At 44.8% G+C, this 19,515-nt stretch carries 20 protein-coding genes; 13 read left to right on the forward strand and 7 right to left on the reverse strand.

From position 1 onward, the window contains the following. Positions 1-28: 28 nt before the first annotated feature. The 8 genes from G395_RS0112385 (at position 29) to G395_RS0112420 (ending at position 8,259) form a co-directional block, all read left to right on the forward strand. Positions 29-1,006, forward strand: coding sequence for a glycoside hydrolase family 43 protein (locus G395_RS0112385; protein WP_026630328.1), 978 nt, complete (start codon positions 29-31; stop codon positions 1,004-1,006). 86 nt (positions 1,007-1,092) lie between these two features. Beyond that, positions 1,093-3,141: a T9SS type A sorting domain-containing protein gene (locus tag G395_RS0112390; protein WP_169720033.1), complete on the forward strand. Its 2,049-nt coding sequence runs from the start codon at positions 1,093-1,095 to the stop codon at positions 3,139-3,141. A gap of 87 nt (positions 3,142-3,228) precedes the next feature. Beyond that, positions 3,229-4,290, forward strand: a complete 1,062-nt coding sequence (locus G395_RS0112395; RefSeq protein ID WP_026630330.1) for an endonuclease/exonuclease/phosphatase family protein — start codon at positions 3,229-3,231, stop codon at positions 4,288-4,290. A 128-nt stretch (positions 4,291-4,418) separates the two neighbouring features. Then, complete coding sequence (locus G395_RS29320) at positions 4,419-5,201, forward strand: EcsC family protein (protein WP_035361173.1); 783 nt, start codon at positions 4,419-4,421, stop codon at positions 5,199-5,201. Positions 5,202-5,249: 48 nt separating this feature from the next. Then, complete coding sequence (locus G395_RS0112405; RefSeq protein WP_026630331.1) at positions 5,250-6,038, forward strand: MlaE family ABC transporter permease; 789 nt, start codon at positions 5,250-5,252, stop codon at positions 6,036-6,038. A gap of 1 nt (position 6,039) precedes the next feature. Then, on the forward strand, positions 6,040-6,804 hold the full coding sequence (locus tag G395_RS0112410; protein WP_026630332.1) for an ABC transporter ATP-binding protein: 765 nt from the start codon (positions 6,040-6,042) through the stop codon (positions 6,802-6,804). 95 nt (positions 6,805-6,899) lie between these two features. Further along, positions 6,900-7,817, forward strand: a complete 918-nt coding sequence (locus G395_RS0112415; protein ID WP_229204149.1) for an MlaD family protein — start codon at positions 6,900-6,902, stop codon at positions 7,815-7,817. 70 nt (positions 7,818-7,887) lie between these two features. After that, on the forward strand, positions 7,888-8,259 hold the full coding sequence (locus G395_RS0112420; protein WP_026630334.1) for an Hpt domain-containing protein: 372 nt from the start codon (positions 7,888-7,890) through the stop codon (positions 8,257-8,259). Between the two features lie 41 nt (positions 8,260-8,300). Here G395_RS0112420 and G395_RS0112425 read toward each other — a convergent pair whose 3' ends face one another. Both G395_RS0112425 and G395_RS0112430 read right to left on the reverse strand, forming a co-directional pair. Then, positions 8,301-9,473, reverse strand: coding sequence for a glycosyltransferase family 2 protein (locus tag G395_RS0112425; protein WP_026630335.1), 1,173 nt, complete (start codon positions 9,471-9,473; stop codon positions 8,301-8,303). 11 nt (positions 9,474-9,484) lie between these two features. Beyond that, a complete protein-coding gene (locus tag G395_RS0112430) occupies positions 9,485-10,393 on the reverse strand; it encodes a glycosyltransferase family 2 protein (RefSeq protein WP_026630336.1) in 909 nt (302 codons plus the stop codon). Between the two features lie 186 nt (positions 10,394-10,579). On the opposite strand from G395_RS0112430, the gene G395_RS0112435 reads away from it, so the two are divergent. Genes G395_RS0112435 through G395_RS0112450 form a run of 4 tightly spaced genes read left to right on the forward strand, consistent with a single transcriptional unit; the run spans position 10,580 to position 13,200 of the window. After that, positions 10,580-11,125, forward strand: coding sequence for a hypothetical protein (locus G395_RS0112435; protein ID WP_026630337.1), 546 nt, complete (start codon positions 10,580-10,582; stop codon positions 11,123-11,125). Further along, positions 11,122-12,279: a SpoIIE family protein phosphatase gene (locus tag G395_RS0112440; protein WP_026630338.1), complete on the forward strand. Its 1,158-nt coding sequence runs from the start codon at positions 11,122-11,124 to the stop codon at positions 12,277-12,279. The genes G395_RS0112435 and G395_RS0112440 overlap by 4 nt, the downstream gene beginning before the upstream one ends. A gap of 6 nt (positions 12,280-12,285) precedes the next feature. Beyond that, positions 12,286-12,624 (forward strand): STAS domain-containing protein, encoded by a 339-nt coding sequence (locus tag G395_RS0112445; RefSeq protein ID WP_026630339.1) that lies wholly within the window; start codon positions 12,286-12,288, stop codon positions 12,622-12,624. Between the two features lie 3 nt (positions 12,625-12,627). Next, a complete protein-coding gene (locus tag G395_RS0112450) occupies positions 12,628-13,200 on the forward strand; it encodes a hypothetical protein (RefSeq protein ID WP_026630340.1) in 573 nt (190 codons plus the stop codon). Here G395_RS0112450 and G395_RS0112455 read toward each other — a convergent pair. The 4 genes from G395_RS0112455 to G395_RS0112470 form a co-directional block, all read right to left on the reverse strand. Then, on the reverse strand, positions 13,197-14,402 hold the full coding sequence (locus G395_RS0112455; RefSeq protein ID WP_026630341.1) for a glycosyltransferase family protein: 1,206 nt from the start codon (positions 14,400-14,402) through the stop codon (positions 13,197-13,199). The two genes, G395_RS0112450 and G395_RS0112455, sit on opposite strands and share 4 nt — an antisense overlap. Before the next feature lie 91 nt (positions 14,403-14,493). Beyond that, positions 14,494-15,309 carry an alpha-1,2-fucosyltransferase gene (locus tag G395_RS0112460; protein ID WP_026630342.1) on the reverse strand — a complete coding sequence of 272 codons (816 nt, stop codon included), beginning with the start codon at positions 15,307-15,309 and terminating at the stop codon, positions 14,494-14,496. Positions 15,310-15,336: 27 nt separating this feature from the next. After that, the gene (locus G395_RS0112465; protein WP_035361174.1) at positions 15,337-16,689 is read right to left on the reverse strand and encodes a flippase; all 1,353 of its coding nucleotides are present in this window, start codon (positions 16,687-16,689) and stop codon (positions 15,337-15,339) included. Then, entirely contained in the window at positions 16,689-17,645 is a 957-nt protein-coding gene (locus G395_RS0112470; protein WP_026630344.1) for a hypothetical protein, read from the reverse strand. The genes G395_RS0112465 and G395_RS0112470 overlap by 1 nt, the downstream gene beginning before the upstream one ends. Positions 17,646-17,821: 176 nt before the next feature. On the opposite strand from G395_RS0112470, the gene G395_RS0112475 reads away from it, so the two are divergent. Beyond that, positions 17,822-18,628: a glycosyltransferase gene (locus tag G395_RS0112475; RefSeq protein WP_229204150.1), complete on the forward strand. Its 807-nt coding sequence runs from the start codon at positions 17,822-17,824 to the stop codon at positions 18,626-18,628. A 5-nt stretch (positions 18,629-18,633) separates the two neighbouring features. Here the strand turns inward: G395_RS0112475 and G395_RS0112480 are convergent, their stop codons facing one another. Further along, complete coding sequence (locus G395_RS0112480) at positions 18,634-19,497, reverse strand: glycosyltransferase family 2 protein (protein WP_026630346.1); 864 nt, start codon at positions 19,495-19,497, stop codon at positions 18,634-18,636. Between the last annotated feature and the right edge of the window lie 18 nt (positions 19,498-19,515).

Genomic DNA, 19,515 nt, shown 5'->3' on the forward strand with positions numbered 1-19,515 from the left:
CAGGTACTTTTCTTGCTTAGTCCTAAAAATGAAAAAACCTATTTTGTCCATTGCGCTGCTTTTATGCGGCATCAGCACTTTTGCGCAAACCATCCAAAAAACCGCAGGCAACCCCGTCTTTCCGGGATGGTATGCTGATCCTGAGGGGATTATCTTTAACAAAAAGTTTTACATTTATCCCACATTTTCTGCACCGTACGAGCAGCAAGTTTTCTTGGATGCCTTTTCGTCCGAAGACCTGGTAACCTGGAAAAAACATCCTGCTATCCTGGACACAGCGGCCATCAAATGGGCCAAGCGCGCGGTATGGGCTCCTTCCATCATACAAAAAGACAAAAAATATTATCTCTTTTTCGGTGCCAATGACATTCAGAATGATCAGGAGAAAGGCGGCATCGGCGTGGCCGTTTCGGACAGCCCGGAAGGCCCTTTCAAAGATCATTTGGGAAAACCGCTGATCGACAAATTCCACAACGGTGCACAGCCCATCGACCAATTTGTGTTCAAGGACAAGGACGGTCAGTATTACTTGTTTTACGGTGGCTGGAAGCATTGCAATGTGGCGAAGCTTAATAAGGATTTTACCGGCTTTGTCCCTTTTGAAGACGGCACCATTTTCCGCGAAATAACGCCCGACAACTACGTGGAAGGCCCATTTATGTTTATTAAAAATGGAAAATATTACTTCATGTGGTCCGAGGGCGGATGGACAGGCCCTAATTATTCGGTTGCCTATGCCATTGCGGACTCTCCTTTCGGGCCTTTCAAAAGAGTGGGAACAATATTGAAGCAGGACCCACAAGTGGCAAGAGGCGCGGGACACCATTCCGTGATCCAGATTCCGGGCAAAGATCAATATTACATTGTATACCACAGACGCCCGTTGACAGAAACCGATGGTAATCACCGCGAAACATGCATTGATGTCATGACATTCAATGATAAAGGTGAAATTAACCCCGTCAAAATCACCAAAGAAGGTGTCGGCCCGGTCACATTGAAGTGATGAAAGCCGATTAAACTTCATTCAAGATACTAATGCACAGCGCAACTGACTATATTTGTTTCTTATCAATAAAAAGTCAGTTGCCTGTGAAATTGAATTTTCTACCTCTAAGAATTCTGAGACCGCTTTCTCATTTTAGCTTCAAGTTCTTTCTATTTTTTGCTGCAACTGCATTTTCAGGCAACATCGTTAATGCGCAACGCTTCTCTTCCGTTGTATTCAGCAAGCTCCCCCAGGATTTACAGTTATATCCGCGCAATGCACAAAGCGAAGCCGTAATCCCTATCTCCGGTTTTACAGAAACGGCGGGCTATAATTACATCTCTGTCCAGGTTTTCAGAAATGAAACTTTGCAAAAATACCTGCGGGCAAACCTCGTATATGACAAGGGTATTGGCTCTTTTACTACCGAAGCGAAGATCAAAGCCGAGCTTGCCAATTATCATTTTAAAGTATATCTCTGCAAAACCAACGATTCCACAATGGTCGTGGAGAGAAAGAATGTTGTCAGCGGGGATGTGTATGTGCTTTCCGGGCAATCCAATTCAACCGGTTTTTTCACCGAAACCGACACCAGCACTTTTTCCCGCACTTTTGGCAAAATTACGGCTGACCTCAACACCGGACCTTACAATGCTGCCGACACATTATGGGCGTTTTCCAATCAGGATCATTATGATTACGGCGTAGGCACAATGGGTCTGGAGATCCAGAAACAACTGATCCGGCAGTCCGGCGTTCCCAATTGCCTTATTAACGCAGGTTTTCACTGGTCATCAGCTTTCGCACAGGCACAACGGACTGAAAGCAATCCCGCCGACCTCCGTAACGGTTATGGCCGGATGCTCTACCGCTTGCAAAAAGGCGGAATGGCCAGCGCTGTGAAAGCGTACATTTTTCGCCAGGGTGAAACGGAGGCTTACCACGAAGGCGGCAACTGGCCGGACAATTTCGCCGTGCTGCGAAATAACTTAAAAAAAGACCTGCCAAGCCTGGGCAAAATCTATGTGTTCCAGATCGATGTGATCTATTTTGCATCATCTGTTGGCGCGGAAGTGAGGGATTACCAGCGCAGGTTGCCTAGCATTTACCCGGAGCTCCGATCCCTGGCAACAGTAGGAACGCAGCAATTTGACGGATTGCACTATGGAAAAGAAGGGAACAAGCAGGGCGGCCTGGAACTGTCCAGAATGATAGCCCGCGATTTTTATGGCTTAAAGGATACGGCGAACATTAACTCGCCCAATATCAGGAAGATATTTTATAAAACGCCGGAAAGAAAACAGGTGATACTGGTCTTCGATGAAGGTCAGGAGCTTGTATATCCTGAGCCTTACAAGCCCAATGGCCAGGTCACCCTGGACATGAAGGATTTTTTCTATTTCAATGGTGAATCCGGTTCTGTTGCCTCTGCAAAAGCAGATGGTAACCGCATTATTCTGGAATTAAAAGCTCCTCAGCAAGCCACGACAATGGACCTGATGCCTATGTACACGCCTGAAAACGGCCCTTACTATCCGCTGAATGGTCCATTTATCAAAAATAAGTTGGGCATGCGCGCTTTCACTTTCTTCAAGGTGCCGATTGGTGAAAGTCTGGCAACACCCGAGCTGGCAGCCGAGATTGAATCCACCGGAGGCGGCGTAAAACTTTCCTGGAAGAAAGTGAATGCAGTTTCTCAATTCGTGCTGGAAAGAAAACGCGAAGACGAGCCTGACTACAAGACAATTGCAACTCTGGACAGCGCAACTTATGCTTATCTTGATAAAAATTCTGCTGAGTCAAAAAAAATAAATTACAGGGTAAAGGGCATAAGTAATGCTTCTGAATCAGCGGATTATGGTTATGCAGAAGTGGAATACGAACTGATAACCGGAGTTGAAAAGGATGATGAAGCCGTGTTCACAGTGTTTCCTAACCCTGCCAGGAAAGGCGAACAGGTGACGGTTAGAATGAAAAAGCCGGTCAATGGAACATTGTCATTAATCAATGTTAATGGCCAGTCACTGAGCGACGAGCGTATCTTGCGAAGTGATGAAGCATTCATCCGCATTCCCGAAAATGCAGCAGGCAACCATATCGTCAGATTGAAAGCCGGGGACAAAATCTGGTCCCAAAAAGTGCATGTGCGATAGTAAGGCGTAGAAAGGGGCATTACAGGCCGAACAATTTGTTTGTGGGAAATTAAAAACGATATTTAGAAAATTTTTTTGCACCTATAAATGCACTCTTTTAAATACGCACTGGAAATCTTCGGCGCCATAATCGTCTTGTTTTCCGTTATACCGCTCATTCGCAATGACTTCTGGGCGTTCCGGGTTTTTGAATATCCCAGGATTCAAAAATTATTCGTCAACCTGCTGATCGTCATCCTTTACATTTTGCTGTTCGGGATGAGCGGCACGTTTGAAAAAATCTTTACTGCTGTCATCATTGCGAATGCGCTCTATCTGATGTATCAGATCTTCCCATTCACATTTCTAGCCAAAAAAGCGCTTTTAAAAGTTTCCAATCAGGATCCGGATAACCAGATCAGCATCATTTCATCCAATGTTTTTCAGGATAATAAAAACACTGCCGGATGCATTGCAATGCTGAAAAGGTACGATCCCGATGTTATTTTGCTGCTTGAGACAGACCAGTACTGGAACGATGGCGTGCAGGAGCTTAATGAGAAATATCCGCATCAAGTGCTTGTGCCTCTGGAAAATACCTATGGTATGCTCCTTTATTCCAAACTGGAACTGGTGGGCGCGGAAGTCCGCTATCTTGTTGATGAAGAGATCCCTTCCATTAAAACGCAGGTAAAACTTGCCTCCGGAAAACTGATCCAATTGTACTGCGTACACCCTACTCCGCCAGTGCCGGGAGAAAATATGTATTCCACAGAAAGGGACAAAGAATTGCTGCTGGTTGCCAAGGAAGTGAAAGGCAAAAATGCCCCCATCATTGTCGTAGGCGACCTGAATGACGTCGCTTGGTCGTATACGACGAATTTATTTACAAAAATTAGCGGATTACTGGATCCGAGACGCGGAAGAGGCTTTTTCAATACTTTTCATGCTAAATATCCTTTCCTGAGATTCCCCCTCGACCACGTTTTTTGCTCCACCGATTTTAAGCTGCTTCACCTGAAAAGGCTCGAAAACTTTAATTCCGATCACTTCCCTATCCTCATTGCATTGCAGTATGAAGAACTGGCGGATTTGCAACAGGAAGAACCGGAAGCAGATCAGGAAGAAAAAGAGCTCGCGGAAGAAAAGATTAATAAGGTTACCGAATAAAGTGACTGTACATTGCAGGAGTAAGTAAATCCTGCTGGCAGTGGGATTGGAATGATTTTTGTGACAGCACTTCATGATTACATGAAGTATTGATTCCCTTCTATCCCACTTTAATCTTTTGTTTAAATATGCATTACCAGACATATGAGGAAACAATAACGCCTGAATTGCATAAATGGCAGCAAAAGATGCAAAAGCGGCCAAATCTGGTAGATAGGACATCAAAAGCGGTTCAGGACAAAATCAATGATATTATTCCGGATAAGGTTCATGCCGTGATCACTTCTACGATCAAACAAATGACGCGTGCCGTGCTCACCGGAGCAGAATTTACTACAGCGCTGCCGGCACCCAAGAGCTCACTGGAAGAAATTGAAAGAGAAGTTTCCAGGCGCATTGAATTTTATAAAAAAGCAGGAGCCGCAGAAGGTGGCATTATCGGCGCAGGCGGATTTGTACTTGCATTGGCAGAATTTCCGATCCTGATCGCTATTAAAATGAAGCTTCTGTTTGAAATTTCCGCATTATACGGGCATTCAGCGGAAGATTATCGGGAACGACTTTTTATCCTTCATATTTTTCAGCTGACATTTTCCAGCCAGAAACAGCGCCAGAAAGTGTTTGAGCAAATCATTCAATGGCAGGAGAAAAGCCAGGGGCTTCCTTCCGACATTCACCAGTTCGACTGGAAAACATTTCAACAGGAATACAGGGATTACATTGACCTCGCGAAAATGGCGCAGCTGATTCCCGGAATCGGTGCAGCTGTGGGCGTCATTGTGAACTACCGGCTCCTGAATCAATTAGGCAAAACAGCGATGAATGCTTACCGCATGCGCTGGTTTGAAGAGCGGACATTACCGGCCGCGAGAATACAAGCACAATTGCCGTCACCGGCTCACAACCAATAAAGTATACCAATAAGAGTTACCCTTTGATCCACTTTGCATAAAAATTGAATGAGCGCCAATCAAAAGGAAAAAGTTTATACAAAAGGCCTGGATTCGGCTTTACTGGCAGTTTACAACGGTTACGTGTTTTTCCTGCGTTTTTTCCGGGAAGCCTTTCGCGGCCGGATGGAATTTCAGGAACTGGTCAAACAATGTTACGCAATCGGCAATAAATCATTGCTGCTGATCGGGCTTACAGGCTTCATTACCGGGATGGTATTTACCAAGCAATCCCGCCCGTCACTGGCTGAATTTGGCGCTGTTTCCTGGCTGCCGTCATTGGTTGCGATAGCCATTGTGCGTGCCCTGGCCGCATTGGTTACTGCATTGATCAGTGCGGGAAAGGTTGGGTCCAGCATTGGCGCCGAGCTGGGTTCCATGCGGGTGACCGAGCAAATCGACGCTATGGAGGTTTCGGCTGTTAATCCTTTCAAATTTTTGGTTGTAACCCGCGTGCTCGCATCTACGATCACGATTCCGATCCTTATGTTTTATTGTACGGGCGTAGCGCTTATGGGTGCTTTTCTGAACGTTACATTGAACGAGGGCACGAGTTTCAGGGCGTTTTTTGAAAATGCTTTTGAACAGATCACTTTCCTGGATGTAGGAACCTCGCTGGTGAAAGCCATTGCTTATGGATTTACTATCGGGATTGTGGGTTGTTACCAGGGATATAATGCGAGCAAAGGAACGGAAGGCGTGGGTAAGGCTGCGAATTCGGCGGTCGTAATTTCCATGTTCCTGATCTTCATTGAGGAGGTCATTATTGTGCAGGTATCGAATTATTTCAGAATATAAAATGGCAGAAATCAACCCGAACGAAGAGCCGGTCATTGAGATCAAAGATCTTTATAAATCATTTGGTGATCTGCACGTGCTTCAAGGAGTCAATTTGACGGTGGATAAAGGCGAGAATGTTGTAGTCCTCGGCCGGTCCGGAACGGGTAAGTCGGTTTTGATCAAAATCATTGCCGGGTTATTGAAACAGGATAGCGGTGTTTGCAATGTGCTGGGCCGGGAAGTTTCTGAATTAAATCAGAAGGAGCTGACAGACATTCGCCTGAAAATCGGTTTTTCATTCCAGAACAGCGCATTGTACGATAGTATGACGGTGCGTGAAAACCTGGAATTTCCGCTGGTAAGGCACGTGAAGAATCTTTCAAAAGCGGAAATCAACGAACAGGTGGAATATGTGTTGGAGGCCGTCGGCCTGTTGCAGACCATTAACCAGGTGCCCTCGGAATTATCGGGAGGGCAAAGGAAGCGGATCGGCATTGCCAGGACACTTATCCTGAAACCCGAAATCATGCTTTACGATGAGCCTACCGCCGGACTTGACCCCATAACCTGCCTCGAAATTAATGAGCTGATCAATGAGGTGAAGGAAAAATATCACACAAGCTCTATCATCATTACCCACGACCTGACCTGCGCAAGAGAAACAGGTGACCGCATTGCTATGCTGCTGGATGGCAAGTTCCTGAGACAGGGCACATTTGAAGAAGTATTTGCCACAGACGAAGAAAGAATCAAAAGTTTTTACGATTATAATTTTATTCAATAATGGAAACATCAGCCAGAAAACGCTCCATAACAGTCGGACTTTTTGTTATAATAGGCTTAATTATCTTCATAGTCGGAATCCTTACGATTGGAAGTATGAAGAAGGTATTTTCTTCAACCATCGCCGTCAAAACGTTGTTTGATGACGTGAACGGGCTGAAACAAGGCAACAATGTCTGGTATTCGGGGGTAAAGATCGGGACGGTGAAGACCATTCGCTTTTTGTCTAATTCCAAAGTCGAGGTTATCCTTCACATTGAGGAAAAGTCGCAGGAATTTGTCCGCAAAAATGCGAAGGCGAAGGTTAGCACAGACGGACTTATCGGTAACAAGATCATTGTTATTTACGGCGGAACGCAAAAAGTGCCTTCTATTGAAGATGGCGACGAGCTGGTGGTTGAAAAAATGGAAAGCACGGAAGAAATGCTTGCCGTTTTGTCTGAAAACAACAAAAACCTGCTGGGAATTACGAGCGCGTTCAAAACGATCAGCAAGAATATTCTTGAAGGAAAAGGGACAGTGGGAATGCTGCTGAACGATGAGCGACTATATAATGACGTAGACCAAACGCTCGCTGCGCTGAAAAAAGCATCTGTGAATGCACAGACCATGACAGCTTCATTATCCGGATTTACAGAAAAATTAAATCAAAAAGGCGGTCTGGCAAATGATTTTGCAACCGATACAGTGATCATGCGGGATCTGAGAACCACCATAGGCAGACTGAACGAGACAGTAACGTCTGCAAACGGAATGGTCGACAACCTGAAAACGGCGAGTGAGAACCTTAATTCCAACAGGACAAGCCCGTTAGGTGTTTTACTACACGACGAAACGACGGCGAGCAATTTGAAAGGAACATTGCAAAACCTGGAAAGCAGCACCGAAAAGCTTGATGAAAACATGCAGGCACTCCGTTCCAATTTCCTATTCCGAAGGTATTTTAAGAAAAAAGCCAAGGAAGAAGCAAAACAACCTGAGAAAGAGGCAGTAAAAGATTCAGTGAGCCAGTAAATAATTTCATATTTTTGTAAATATATTTCGTAAACCACAGCTCAACTGAAACAGCTATAACCTCTAATTAATGGATTTACAACTTAACCCTGCTCTGGATCTTACTTACATTGACCAAGTTTACGGAGATGACCCGGTAATTCTTTACATGATCTTTGATGCTTTCATGAGCGATTCGGTGCCACGCTGGCACTCGCTCCGTAATGCATTGGAAACCGAGGATTTGAAGGAAGCTGCTAGCATTGTACACGGATTGAAACCGTCGTTCACCATGACTGGACTTACCTGGATAAGGCCCAAAGTGGAGGTGCTTGAAAAAGCGATTAAAGATGACGAAACGCCGGAACAGCTGATGCACATGTATCAGGGCATTTCAGCTGAACTGAATGAATTGTTGCCGATCATCGAACAGGAATCGGAGCGATTGAAATTACTTCAATAAGAAGATAACAAAAATGAAAAGAAGCGAGCGTGTGGCATTAGCTACACGCTTTTTCTTTTGGATTTATCCCAGGCAGCACTCTGATTTCCTTTGTAAAACCGAATAATCCCAGCCATTACCGCATAGTTCATCACACAAAAATAGTAAGGAACGAACAATGCCTTCACTTTGATCTTTCGTTTTTCCAGAATCCATCCCGCGAGCGCGGCGCCGTAAAACGCAACCTGCGCGAAAAGAATCAACCCATACAATGCATTCCCGTTATTGACCACAATGATAATGTTCAGCAGGAATGCCAGGATCATTAAAAAGGGCGTAATCGTCCACCGCAACACCCGGTGGCTGATGTATTGAAATGATAAAAGCGGATAATTGAACGGGTTAAGGAGCTTTTTAAGCCGTAAAATGGACTGGATCCCGCCCGCTGCAATCCTCACCTTCCTTTTCAGTTCCTCCTTAATGTTCTCCGACGAAAGCTCCGATGCATAAGCCTCGGGTTCATAAATAATGCGGTAACCTTGCTGCGCAATGAGCATGGAAATCATAAAATCGTCGAGGATCGTATCGGGCTCCACCTGCCGGTAAAGTGAGTGCCTGACGCTGAAAAGCTCTCCCGCTGCGCCCACCACCGAGTAAAGCTCCGAATCCCACTTTTTTAGCGTCGATTCGTATTTCCAATAGAAGCCCTCCCCTGCCGTGGCGTCGGACACGGCATCCTGCATCACCCGTTTCTCTCCGGATACTGCCCCCACTTTTGGGTCGGCGTAATGCCTGGCTATGAGCAATAATGCATCCGGGTTCAGGTAGGTGTTGGCGTCCGTGAATACAACTACTTCTGTGTTAACCTCATGCATTGCGCGGTGCATAGCCAGGATCTTTCCGCTTCGGACTGGCGTGTGCAGCAACTTGATCTGGCTGTAAGCGCTCACAAGCTCTGGCGTGCGGTCGGAGGAACCGTCGGTAACGAAAATCAGGCTGAGCTTGCCATGCGGATAGGAAAGCGCAAGCGTGTTCTGAATTTTTTCTTCGATGATGCTTTCCTCATTGTAGGCAGCAATGATGAGCGTTAATGTTGGCATATCCTGAGCAAGCGACGGAACGGACCTTTTTCCTTTTACAGCACGCCGTATCCTGACCAAAATGTACAGAATGATCCCATAACCAAGGAATGTATAAAAAACGATGAAGAGACTGAGCCAGAAGAGTATTTCCATAAATTATCGTGTCAGGGGAAGCCGAGGTTATTGCTATCCGCCTTATTAGTAAAATGCCAGGTGATTGCTTTCAGAAAGACGGGGATGAAATTGTATTCTTTATTTTTGATGTATTGAATAAGATTTCTGGGCACCACTGCCAGCAGGAAATAGCAGCAGAAGACCAGAAATTGTATCGGGGAGCCATTTTTTCGGATAAATAAAATGCGGTTGCGGTTCATAAAAAACTCCTTCAATGCGGATCTTTTGCCTACCGCAACGGATTCTTTATGGTATATCAAAGCAGAAAGATCTACGTGGATTTCATAACCTGCATTCCTGATCCGCTCACACCAATCCAGTTCTTCATAATATAAAAAGTAATTCTCTGCCATCACGCCCGCCTTTTCCAACGCTTCCCGGCGGATCATCATAGCGGCCCCATGAGCGTAGCCCGTAATGCCGCTCAGTGAATCATATTGGCCTTTGTCCTGCTCAAACTGACCGATACAAGCATTGCGTGCCGTATAGTAGTTCATGGGCGTATAACCCGTATACTGCAACATTCCCGGCTGGTCGTAATAATGTATTTTAGGCGAAATCATCCCGATTTTCGGGTTAGCATCCATTGTGGCGACCAATGTGCCGATCAGCTCCGCGGTTACTTCGGTGTCGTTGTTGATCAGGAATAAATAGTCACCCGTGGCATGTTTCAGGCCAATGTTGTTGCCGCCTGCAAAACCCGTGTTTTTCTCCGATCTGATGAATTTAATGTCAGGATATCGTTCTACCCAGCCTGGCACGGGATCGGGATTGCTTCCGTTATCCACCACCACAATTTCAAGGTTCGGATATGTGTTGACTTCGTCCAGTGACCTCAATAAATCTTCTGTAATCTTAGGCTGGTTAAAATTGACAGTTACAATGGAAACACTTTTCATCGGTTCGGAGCTGGGCACTGGGAAAGTCTGAAATGAGGGAATTTTTTTATTCGCTTGTAGAACTATTTCAAAATTAACAATTTAAATATAGCTTTAAACAAAATGTAGTTTTTGCGGTTATAAAATGTTCGCAGCCCTGCTAAAAGCCTCTACTATCTGACTAAAATCTAATTCGATATTTACAAAGTGAAAATACCGCGTCTGCTAGATATTAAAAAAGTTTCCCGCATCCCGGACGCTGCCAAACTTTCTCCCGAAATGCCCCTCATCAGAAAAAAAGTGGATGAACTCATTGAGATCATTTCACATTCAGCTGTTAACAGCATACAGGCGAGCGCCTACCAGCAGGAAATTGAAGAAGCATTCAGGCGCTCAGCGCTTAAAGCGAAAGCAGCTGCCCCTTTCCGGGCACTGGACCAGGATAATAACCTTTCGCGTGAGGAGCTTCTGGAAGGGTTGGAAAAATTACTTTCCGAAAACAAAATCGACAGCAAGATCAGCAGCTCGAAAGAGCGCAGCAATGCGGCTCAAAAAGCAGTAATGTTCATTCTGGCTATTTTATTGATCGTTGTTGGCTTCGCTATGATCATTATGCCGGCACCACCTAGCTTTGAAATCTTCACTGTTTATTATTTCAATGCAAATGACGGTGTTACGATCATGGATCTGGTGTCATTACTCATTATTTTTGGGGGAGTGCTTTTATTTGTGCTAAACTTCAATAAAAAATGATCTCGTTTTCGGAGCCGCCGACCAATGTAAAAAAAATCTTGCTGGTAGAGGATAATCTCATGTTTCGAAGGGTGTTCGAAGCGTCCCTCATTAGAGCAGGATACAGCTGCGTGGCTTGCGAGTCGGGCGCGGAAGCATTGGCTTTGCTGGCAGATGAAACGCCGGACCTGATCCTTTCCGATTATGATATGCCCGTCATGAACGGTTTTGATTTCCGGCAGGCCATACTGCTTAATCCCAAAATAAGTGACATTCCGTTCGTGTTCCTCACTTCCTTTAACGATAACTCACTGATACTGGAAGGTTTAAGCATGTACGCCATTGATTTCATCAATAAGGAAACACCTATTCCGGTGATCATTTCCAAGTTGGGCAATATCATCAAATCACTCCGAAATGAACATGTGAGGTCCGTTCGCGAGTTGAGAGTGGCAGCCGAAACACTTAATGTTAAGTCTATACCCACACACAGCCCTGTCCTGCCCGGCTTCCGCCTCCACTTTTGGCATAAAGGATATCTGGGTTACCCCGGCGGTGATTTTATAGATTTTGTGCAGGCAGATCAGCGATTTTGCTTTGCATTTTTAGGCGATATCATGGGAAAAAAGTGGACCGCATGGTTCTTCACTTTCGGCTTCCTGAGCTATATCCGTGCCGCCATCCGCTTTTGCGTACTAGATAATGACCTGACGATAGACACCATTGTTCAGAAGATAAATAAGCTGATCTGTATGGACGAAAGTTTACAAAATATCTTATCCAGCCTCTCGCTGCTCTTGCTGGACAGTGAGACCGGTGAGGTGCATTATACAGGCGCGGGCGATCTGCCGCTGATCAGTTTCAGCCCGGAAACAGGCAAACCTACAACCGTCCTTTCCTCCGGATTGCTGCTAGGCCTGATGGAAGAAGGATTTTATGACAAGCAGATTATAGAAATGAAAACGGGCGATCAGCTGGTCATCTTCACTGATGGCATGATCGACATTCCGTCTGCAGGCTCGAAAAAGAGCGACTATCCGTTTTTTGTTTCCAAAATCACACCCTATCTCGGCGCGCAGGACAGCTTCGACCAGATCAAGACCCATGTCCTGGAAGGCATCAACGACAGCAATCAAATGGATGATGCAAGCATTATTTTTATTGAAAAAATATAATCCCTCATGATACTAAAAGTAAACGAAATCAACCACGTAGCACAGGCAACGATCTTGCCGCAGGAAGCAAGCCTTGCCAACGCCGAAATGTTCAAGGAAGAGATGATTACCCTTGTAGCCAATGGCGCACGGCTAATTGTAGTGAACTTCGAAAATGTAAATTATATCGACAGTTCATTTCTCGGCAGCCTCGTGGTCGCGCTGAAATACGCAATGCCCCGAAACGTCGATATATACCTGGTTTCCCTGAAATCGGATGTAAAAGACCTGCTGACACTCATCAGGATGGATAAAGTTTTCAAAATCTTTAAAGACTTCGACGAAGCAATGGAAGCATCGCAATAATTTATGGAGCACGATCGGATAAGAATTCACTTTACCAGCAACCGGGAAGAAATTCCCGGCATACTAAGGATCTGCCTGGACCATGTCGTGCAAAACACAAAAAACTCATCCCCGACCCCAGATACATTTTCAAAAATTAAATGGGTTATTACAGAGTTACTGACCAATGCGGTAAAGCATTCAGGAACAAGGGATTGCACATTGAACATTAAGGTAGACAACAACCGCCTTTTTCTTGAAAAAGAAGATCGGGGAAATCCGTTGTCGCTTACCGAGCAAGAAACGGGTAAAATATTTACCTGGCCCATCCGGGGTTTTACCGACAGGCTGGAATTTCAGATTTATCACAACGGCATCGATTCGCTGATCGTGAGATCGGACGATGCCCATTCAGCAAAATTTTATGTAAATGAAGTGACGGCTCAGGACATGCCGCGACTGCTGAATGATACCAGCGAACATTTCGGTTTGCTGATCCTGACGAAAGCTTCTCACGAATTTTACTACGAATACGAGCCCGAAACGCAAATTAACAGGTTTACAAGTGTTTTTCTATTCGCTGAAAAACCCGGTTAAGCAGGTTTGAGGTTCTGGAAAATGATGTCGGCAATGGTGTCCACTCTTTTTTCCCATGTATTTTCAGCGGCTATGGCCAGACGCCGTGCTTGTAGTGCTTCATTATCCGTTGCCAGCGCTTCTTCGATCGCCGCCGTAAAGCCTTGTGCATCTGTGCAGAAGGGTACAATATCTTCGGTGAATTCTTTCAGGTCAGGATTAAAGTCAATGGCAACAACCGGCTTGCCTGCACCTAGATATTCGAATAATTTGAGGGGGAAAATGCTGCTGCTCACCTCATCTTTTTTGAAAGGGATCAATGCAACGTCGAATCCTTTGATAACAGCAGGCATATCGGCATAGTCGATGGCGCCCAGGAAGAAGACATTGGGAGCCGTAAAAAACCAGTCGGGAACAAATTCCTTTGCCACCGGCCCTACAAAAACGAAGCTCTTATCAGCATTGTGAGTAATCACTTCTTTGAGCAGTTCGTAATCAATGCGCCTTTCAATAGCGCCCAGATAGCCTATGATCGGCTTTTTGATCTCCAATAATTTTGGGAAAACAGGCAGCTCGGGCCTCAATGCCTTGCTGCTATGCGTGACATCGGCTGCGTTCGGCACAAAATAGGACTTGGGATTGGACTGCTTTTTTTCAAGATACAGCGCACGGCTGCTGCATATTACCACATCGCTTTTTCGTACGAGAATATCCTCGGATACAACGCCATGCCGCTGGTTAAATGGCAGAATCATCGGATCAAGACAATGGTAAACCGTTAAAGCAGGCGACAGCCCGTTGACTAATGTGGGATAATGGAAGTTGAAGGAATTAATAAAAATATAGTCCTTAATGTTATGCGCCTCAATGATGGTCCGCAACTTCCGCCGGATCATCGATTCATTGATCTTCAATATTGACCGGAACAAGCCGCTTTCGGGTAAAAAATTAATGGATAACAGAAGCGGCGGGATAATAATTTTAAGATTCGGTGTGTCCGTATCGATCAGCTTTCCGCTCCAAACAGACAAATGATTTTTTCGGACTTTGAATTCAGGGCCTTTTCTAAGCTTAAAATAATCTCTTACTGTAAATGGATTTTCGACGTAGTACACCTTATTTTCCCTGGCCAGTAACCTCGCCGTGGTGTAATTTGTAGATTCAATGGTCGAATCAAATCGGGGTAAGCCAAAGACGATGATTTGGTGTCCTTTCAGTTTCATTGATCAAATGAGAATGCTGGTATTGCTCTTACGATAGAGGTTCGTTTTATAAAAGGAGGGTAACTGTCTTGCTTATTCAAATATATGGGAATCAGCCGGTAATAACCTCTTTCCATTCAAATTTGTCCGTCATAATGCCTTTGGGATGCTCGCGGCCGATCCGGAAGCCGAACCAGTTCTTTGGAGCAATCACCCGATTCTCTTTTTCGCACAGGTAAGCCGCCCACCAGGCAAATGTGCTGTTCGATATGATCGCAATGTCAGCATTCATAATCAGCTGAAAATCAACAATCTCAGAATTCTGAGAAAAAATAAAATTGGGTTTTTGAGGAAAAGATTTTTTTACAAAATCCATATCATCGCTCACAAAAAACACCTGGTACTGATCCAGATTCTGAATGGCGTAAAGCTGTCGCTGAAAGTATTCGACTGGAAGGGAAATGTCCCTTTTTCCGTAAGCCAGGTAATCGGTGCGGCGAATGTGCAGTACAATAGTCTTATGCCTTTTGAAAACGTCTCCGAATTGCTTTTCAAACTGCTCCTTGAATTCGTTGTGAAGACGTGGCTTTGAAGTTTCGGGTAAATGTTTGATATAATAATCTGACTGAAAATAGCCATTGTAGATCGTGCCATTCTGCGGTGTAAATTGTTTGGGACTGAAAAAATTTTGCACATAAATGTCCTTGAAACTAAAAACCTTGGGCAGCATTCTGGTAAACACAGAATAGAATTTGGACTGCAATGTTACATTATGAAATGCACCTAGATCGAAATATCTGGCCAGATATGCGTGGTGCGGATTCGGGAAAAAATAGGTCAGCTTGCTGTTTCTGCTTTTGAGATACATTAAAAAAAAGTACTGAAAAAGCTGATTACCCAGTCTGCCGGAAAACTTTACGCCAACCATAATGCACCGTAATTAAAGTGATTCTTCTTATTTCAAGGCCCTGTTTTTCAAAAAAGGCTTTATGTACTTTTCCAGGAATTCGGGATAAAACCGGAACATGTACATCCATGTGTTACCAATGCTCACATCAATCTCTCTTTTCAGGATCACCTGCGCTATAATGAAGCCGACCACATTGGAGCATAATGTTGCATAAGCCGCGCCCATTACGCCAAAAGACTTGATAAAGAAATAGTTAAGGACAAGGTTCAATATGGCTGTGACGACCACAACAAAAAAAGTGACCTTCGTTTTCCCAATGGAATCGAGGATCGTGCCGAACTGGCGGCCATAAGGAATCAGCAAACAATACAAAAGCGTGATTTGCAGCAGCGGAATGGAATCATTGTATTTTTCTCCTGCTATCAGGTGGATTACAATGTCCGAAAACAGATACAGGAACACGACCACGGGAACAACGAGCGCGAGTGTTGTGCCAACCGACTTTTCGTACAGATATTTAATGGCCGACTTCCCTTCCGTTTCCATCCGCTTCGCACTTTGCGGAAAAACGATCGTTGCCACCGCATTGCCCGGAATGTCGATTAGGTTCGTGATCCGGACTGCGATATTGAAGGCCCCGGAAGCAGCCGGAGACAGGAGCGCACCCAGCATCATCTGGTCAACGGTCCCCGAAAGCAGTGAGCTGATCAGCGTTCCGAATGCGTATTTGCCATAGCCAAACAGTTTATTAATCCACATTTTACTGATCTCATAGGAAATCCGTAAATGTCTGCGGCAATAATAGAACGCCACCGACATGCCCAAAATGGCACTTATGATCTGCACCCAAACCAGATAGATCAATTTCACTTCTACCGAAAACAAGTAGCACACAACCACAAATGTGAAGAACGATCCCTGCCTGATAATGGTCGTCAGAAATATGCCGTTGAATCGCAGATTGGCCTGTTCAATGCCGTTGAATTGTGCCTGCAAGCCTGAAAAAAAATAGATTGCGATATATAAATACAGCATCTGAACCAGCTCGGGAGAATCCCAGAGCCTGCTTAGAAAAGGCGCGAAGATCAGAATGGCGGTGATGCAGAAGATGGATACAAGCCCGCTTATGGCAAATGAAGCAGTAATAATGTCAGGATGCTCGCGTTCGTCCGAAGCAGAAATAAACTTAACCAGCGCATTCTGAAGCAAACCACTTCGAATGGCTTCCAGAATGGTGGTGGTAGAAAGGAAAAGCGTCCACACCCCAAAATCGTGCTTGGAAAGCAACCTGACCAGCACGTAAAATCCAGCAAAGCCAAAAAACACCCCGGAGAAATTCTGGAGAATATTGATAAAACCTGATTTGATCCAGTAATGGTCCTTCGGCTTGTCATTCATTATTTTTCGACAAAATATGCCTCCACGAAATTTTTCACATCCTCATCCGTCTTTGCATGCAGGATTTTGGCACCGGAAAACTTCGGATACAGGTTTTCAAAGCAGTGAAAGTGATGTTCCGGACCTTTTTTAGACAAAACCAGATTGGTGCCACCGAAGTAACTTGCCAATGTTGCGGTGCCGCCATGAATCGAAATAAATCTGCTTGCATTGGCATAAACCATCAGCTGCAAATGATTGAAATTGTTGGCTTTACCTTTGTTTTCCTTGAAAAGATCTTCCATCAGGATCACATCCGGATGCACTCTCGCCAACCATTCATATTCGTCCATATCATAAATATCACTGTTGTCCATCGTGATATTGTGCGGCTTAGGGCGATTGTAGATTATGGTATAATCGTTTTTCAGTTTACCAACGATGAATTCCAGCAATTCCATGCTGTAAAAGCTTACCGGCGGTCCGTCCCACTCCATGTTATAGCGGTTGGCAATGATCAGGATCGGCTTTTCGAACTGGTAAACCGGGTTGCTGTATGTTTCTTTTAACGGAACGGGCAGCCATTTCTCAATCTCGTAATCCTGGCTGTACAGGATCCGTGGCATTTCAAAATTGAAGTTCCCTTCATTGGACCTTGTCTCAAAAGACTCTTTATGGTCCGGTGAAAAAAAGTAAAGCTCCCTGGTATATTTGGATGATTCGGTGCTGAGAAGCGTTCCATTTTTATAATGCCAATAGGCAAAGGGAAGCACAAATTGGAGTTCCGGCGCAAACTCTCCCTGAAAGGACAGGCGTTTATACTTTTCCTTTGTTACATAATCCTTCACAACATATTTCAGTTGTTTAAGCTGGCAATAATAGGTGTGCCTGTAATAATATCTGACGTCAATGGTTAAATCTCCATATCGGGCCCTGACGACAAAACTGAGAATTTTGTTAAGTAGTGTTTTTACCATTCGTTTACAAAAACAACTTGAAACTTCCTTTAGGAATGCTAGCGGCGCAGTAGCACTTTGTGGAGGTATATTTCAGGACAAAGATTTAACCGTTTCAAATGTAGAATTAATTTTGCACTAAATTCACGCCTCAAAGAGATATAACTTGCCAAAATAATTAATTTGCATCGACCTTAATGTTAGATAGAAAGATGGCAGAATCGAACCTGTTCAGTGATGTTTCCCTGTTGATTACCCATTACAATAGAAGCAGTTCCCTCGAACGACTGCTCCAAACGCTGAAAGACCAGCAGATCAGCTGCGGTGAAATCATAGTTTCTGATGATGCGAGCCAGCCTTTGCATTTGGACTACATTAAATCATTGCACAATAAGTTCGACTTTACCCTCATCACCACGCCTGTCAACAAGGGCCTGGGAAACAACATTAACAAAGGTCAGGCGGCTGTCAAAACACCCTTTCTACTTTATATCCAGGAAGATTTTGTTCCGCTTCCCAAATTCCTCGGTGCATTCAAAGACGCCTTGCAATTCATGCGTGAGCGCTCCGAACTGGACATTGTCCGTTTCTACGCCTACTCTTCTTTTCCATATCTAAAACCTTTCCAAAAAGGCTTTTCTGAAATGTTATATCAACCCTGGTATCTCGAAACGCAGAAAATTTACATGTACAGCGATCATCCGCATTTGCGCAGAAGCACATTTGCAGAGCGTTTTGGCACATATACCGAAGGCATCAAGTCTGACAAAACGGAATATGAAATGTGTGTTTCGTTTATTCAAAACAATGGTAAAGGGCTGTTTTATAATGATTTCAGCAGCTTACTGAGCCAGGAAAACTCATCTGCCGAACCCAGCACGGTAAAACGCGCAAACTGGCGTCAAAGCTCAAATCCACTCGTCGCCATGGTCAGGTCTGTTTACAGGGTTATCAAATACAATTACGACCTGCACGTCGACACGAGGTTTAAAAGACCCCGATAGGCCGATCAGGACGGCTTTTTGTAAGATCCTTCTTCCGGCAAGCGGGAGTTGAAATTGGCAAAAAACCTTTTTCTCTCCTTATTGATCCGCGCCATGAACACTTTGGTAAATGTGTCACCGTCGCGCTGCAATGTGCGGATTCCCGTCCAGGCCCTGGCCTTATTGGACCTTACTTGCCTGATCTTGCCATATTTCATTAGGCCCAGGCACAGCTGTCCGTCGTCTCCCCAGAAATTGTCATTGATAAAACCCACCTTTAAACCCAGCTCGCGAATGTAGCCCATGCTAATGCCGTAAGCATTGTAATAAGGGCGGTTGATCTGCCTTACCTCCGAGATAATGTCTTTCCCCGTTTCCAGCAGCCCAAGTTTCCATCTCGGAAATCCCTGCTCGCTGATGAACGAATAACGCCCGTAAACACAAACAACATCGGGTTTGCTCAGTACTCGGATCATTTCCTGCACCCAGCAGGATGGGTAAAAACAATCGGCGTCAGCCAGGAGCACATACTTCCCCTTCGCATTCAGCTGGCCGTGCTGCCGTGCCGGGCCGCACCCCTGTTTTTGCTCAAAAAGTCCCTTAACGGCCAGTTTGTCGATCGTATCCTGGGTCCGGTCCTTGGAATTGTTGTTCACGACAATGATCTCCAACGGGTAATCGCAAACTGTTTTGGAAAGGCTTGAAATACAGTTCAGAATGTTGATCTCTTCATTCCAGGCCGCGATGAGCACAGTTACTACCGGCTCGTCGCTAATGATCTTTTTAAGGTCCTTATTAATGGAATCGAACACATGCTGGGGTATTTCTTCAAACTTTTTATAGCTTTTGCTATAATCGGTCAGCCACTCCGGGTTTTCGCTAAGATTCATACAGTTATAAGTTATGAT

Origin of the sequence: Dyadobacter alkalitolerans DSM 23607 (assembly GCF_000428845.1) — a bacterium.
Classification (GTDB): domain Bacteria; phylum Bacteroidota; class Bacteroidia; order Cytophagales; family Spirosomataceae; genus Dyadobacter; species Dyadobacter alkalitolerans.

Excerpts from the sequence above, each read along its gene's own strand:
- G395_RS0112385 (WP_026630328.1), top strand. The coding sequence starts at position 29 with ATGAAAAAACCTATTTTGTCCATTGCGCTGCTTTTATGCGGCATCAGC.
- G395_RS0112395 (WP_026630330.1), top strand. The coding sequence starts at position 3,229 with ATGCACTCTTTTAAATACGCACTGGAAATCTTCGGCGCCATAATCGTC.
- G395_RS29320 (WP_035361173.1), top strand. The coding sequence starts at position 4,419 with ATGCATTACCAGACATATGAGGAAACAATAACGCCTGAATTGCATAAA.
- G395_RS0112405 (WP_026630331.1), top strand. The coding sequence starts at position 5,250 with ATGAGCGCCAATCAAAAGGAAAAAGTTTATACAAAAGGCCTGGATTCG.
- G395_RS0112410 (WP_026630332.1), top strand. The coding sequence starts at position 6,040 with ATGGCAGAAATCAACCCGAACGAAGAGCCGGTCATTGAGATCAAAGAT.
- G395_RS0112415 (WP_229204149.1), top strand. The coding sequence starts at position 6,900 with ATGAAGAAGGTATTTTCTTCAACCATCGCCGTCAAAACGTTGTTTGAT.
- G395_RS0112420 (WP_026630334.1), top strand. The coding sequence starts at position 7,888 with ATGGATTTACAACTTAACCCTGCTCTGGATCTTACTTACATTGACCAA.
- G395_RS0112425 (WP_026630335.1), bottom strand. The coding sequence starts at position 9,473 with ATGGAAATACTCTTCTGGCTCAGTCTCTTCATCGTTTTTTATACATTC.
- G395_RS0112430 (WP_026630336.1), bottom strand. The coding sequence starts at position 10,393 with ATGAAAAGTGTTTCCATTGTAACTGTCAATTTTAACCAGCCTAAGATT.
- G395_RS0112440 (WP_026630338.1), top strand. The coding sequence starts at position 11,122 with ATGATCTCGTTTTCGGAGCCGCCGACCAATGTAAAAAAAATCTTGCTG.
- G395_RS0112445 (WP_026630339.1), top strand. The coding sequence starts at position 12,286 with ATGATACTAAAAGTAAACGAAATCAACCACGTAGCACAGGCAACGATC.
- G395_RS0112450 (WP_026630340.1), top strand. The coding sequence starts at position 12,628 with ATGGAGCACGATCGGATAAGAATTCACTTTACCAGCAACCGGGAAGAA.
- G395_RS0112455 (WP_026630341.1), bottom strand. The coding sequence starts at position 14,402 with ATGAAACTGAAAGGACACCAAATCATCGTCTTTGGCTTACCCCGATTT.
- G395_RS0112460 (WP_026630342.1), bottom strand. The coding sequence starts at position 15,309 with ATGGTTGGCGTAAAGTTTTCCGGCAGACTGGGTAATCAGCTTTTTCAG.
- G395_RS0112465 (WP_035361174.1), bottom strand. The coding sequence starts at position 16,689 with ATGAATGACAAGCCGAAGGACCATTACTGGATCAAATCAGGTTTTATC.
- G395_RS0112470 (WP_026630344.1), bottom strand. The coding sequence starts at position 17,645 with ATGGTAAAAACACTACTTAACAAAATTCTCAGTTTTGTCGTCAGGGCC.
- G395_RS0112475 (WP_229204150.1), top strand. The coding sequence starts at position 17,822 with ATGTTAGATAGAAAGATGGCAGAATCGAACCTGTTCAGTGATGTTTCC.
- G395_RS0112480 (WP_026630346.1), bottom strand. The coding sequence starts at position 19,497 with ATGAATCTTAGCGAAAACCCGGAGTGGCTGACCGATTATAGCAAAAGC.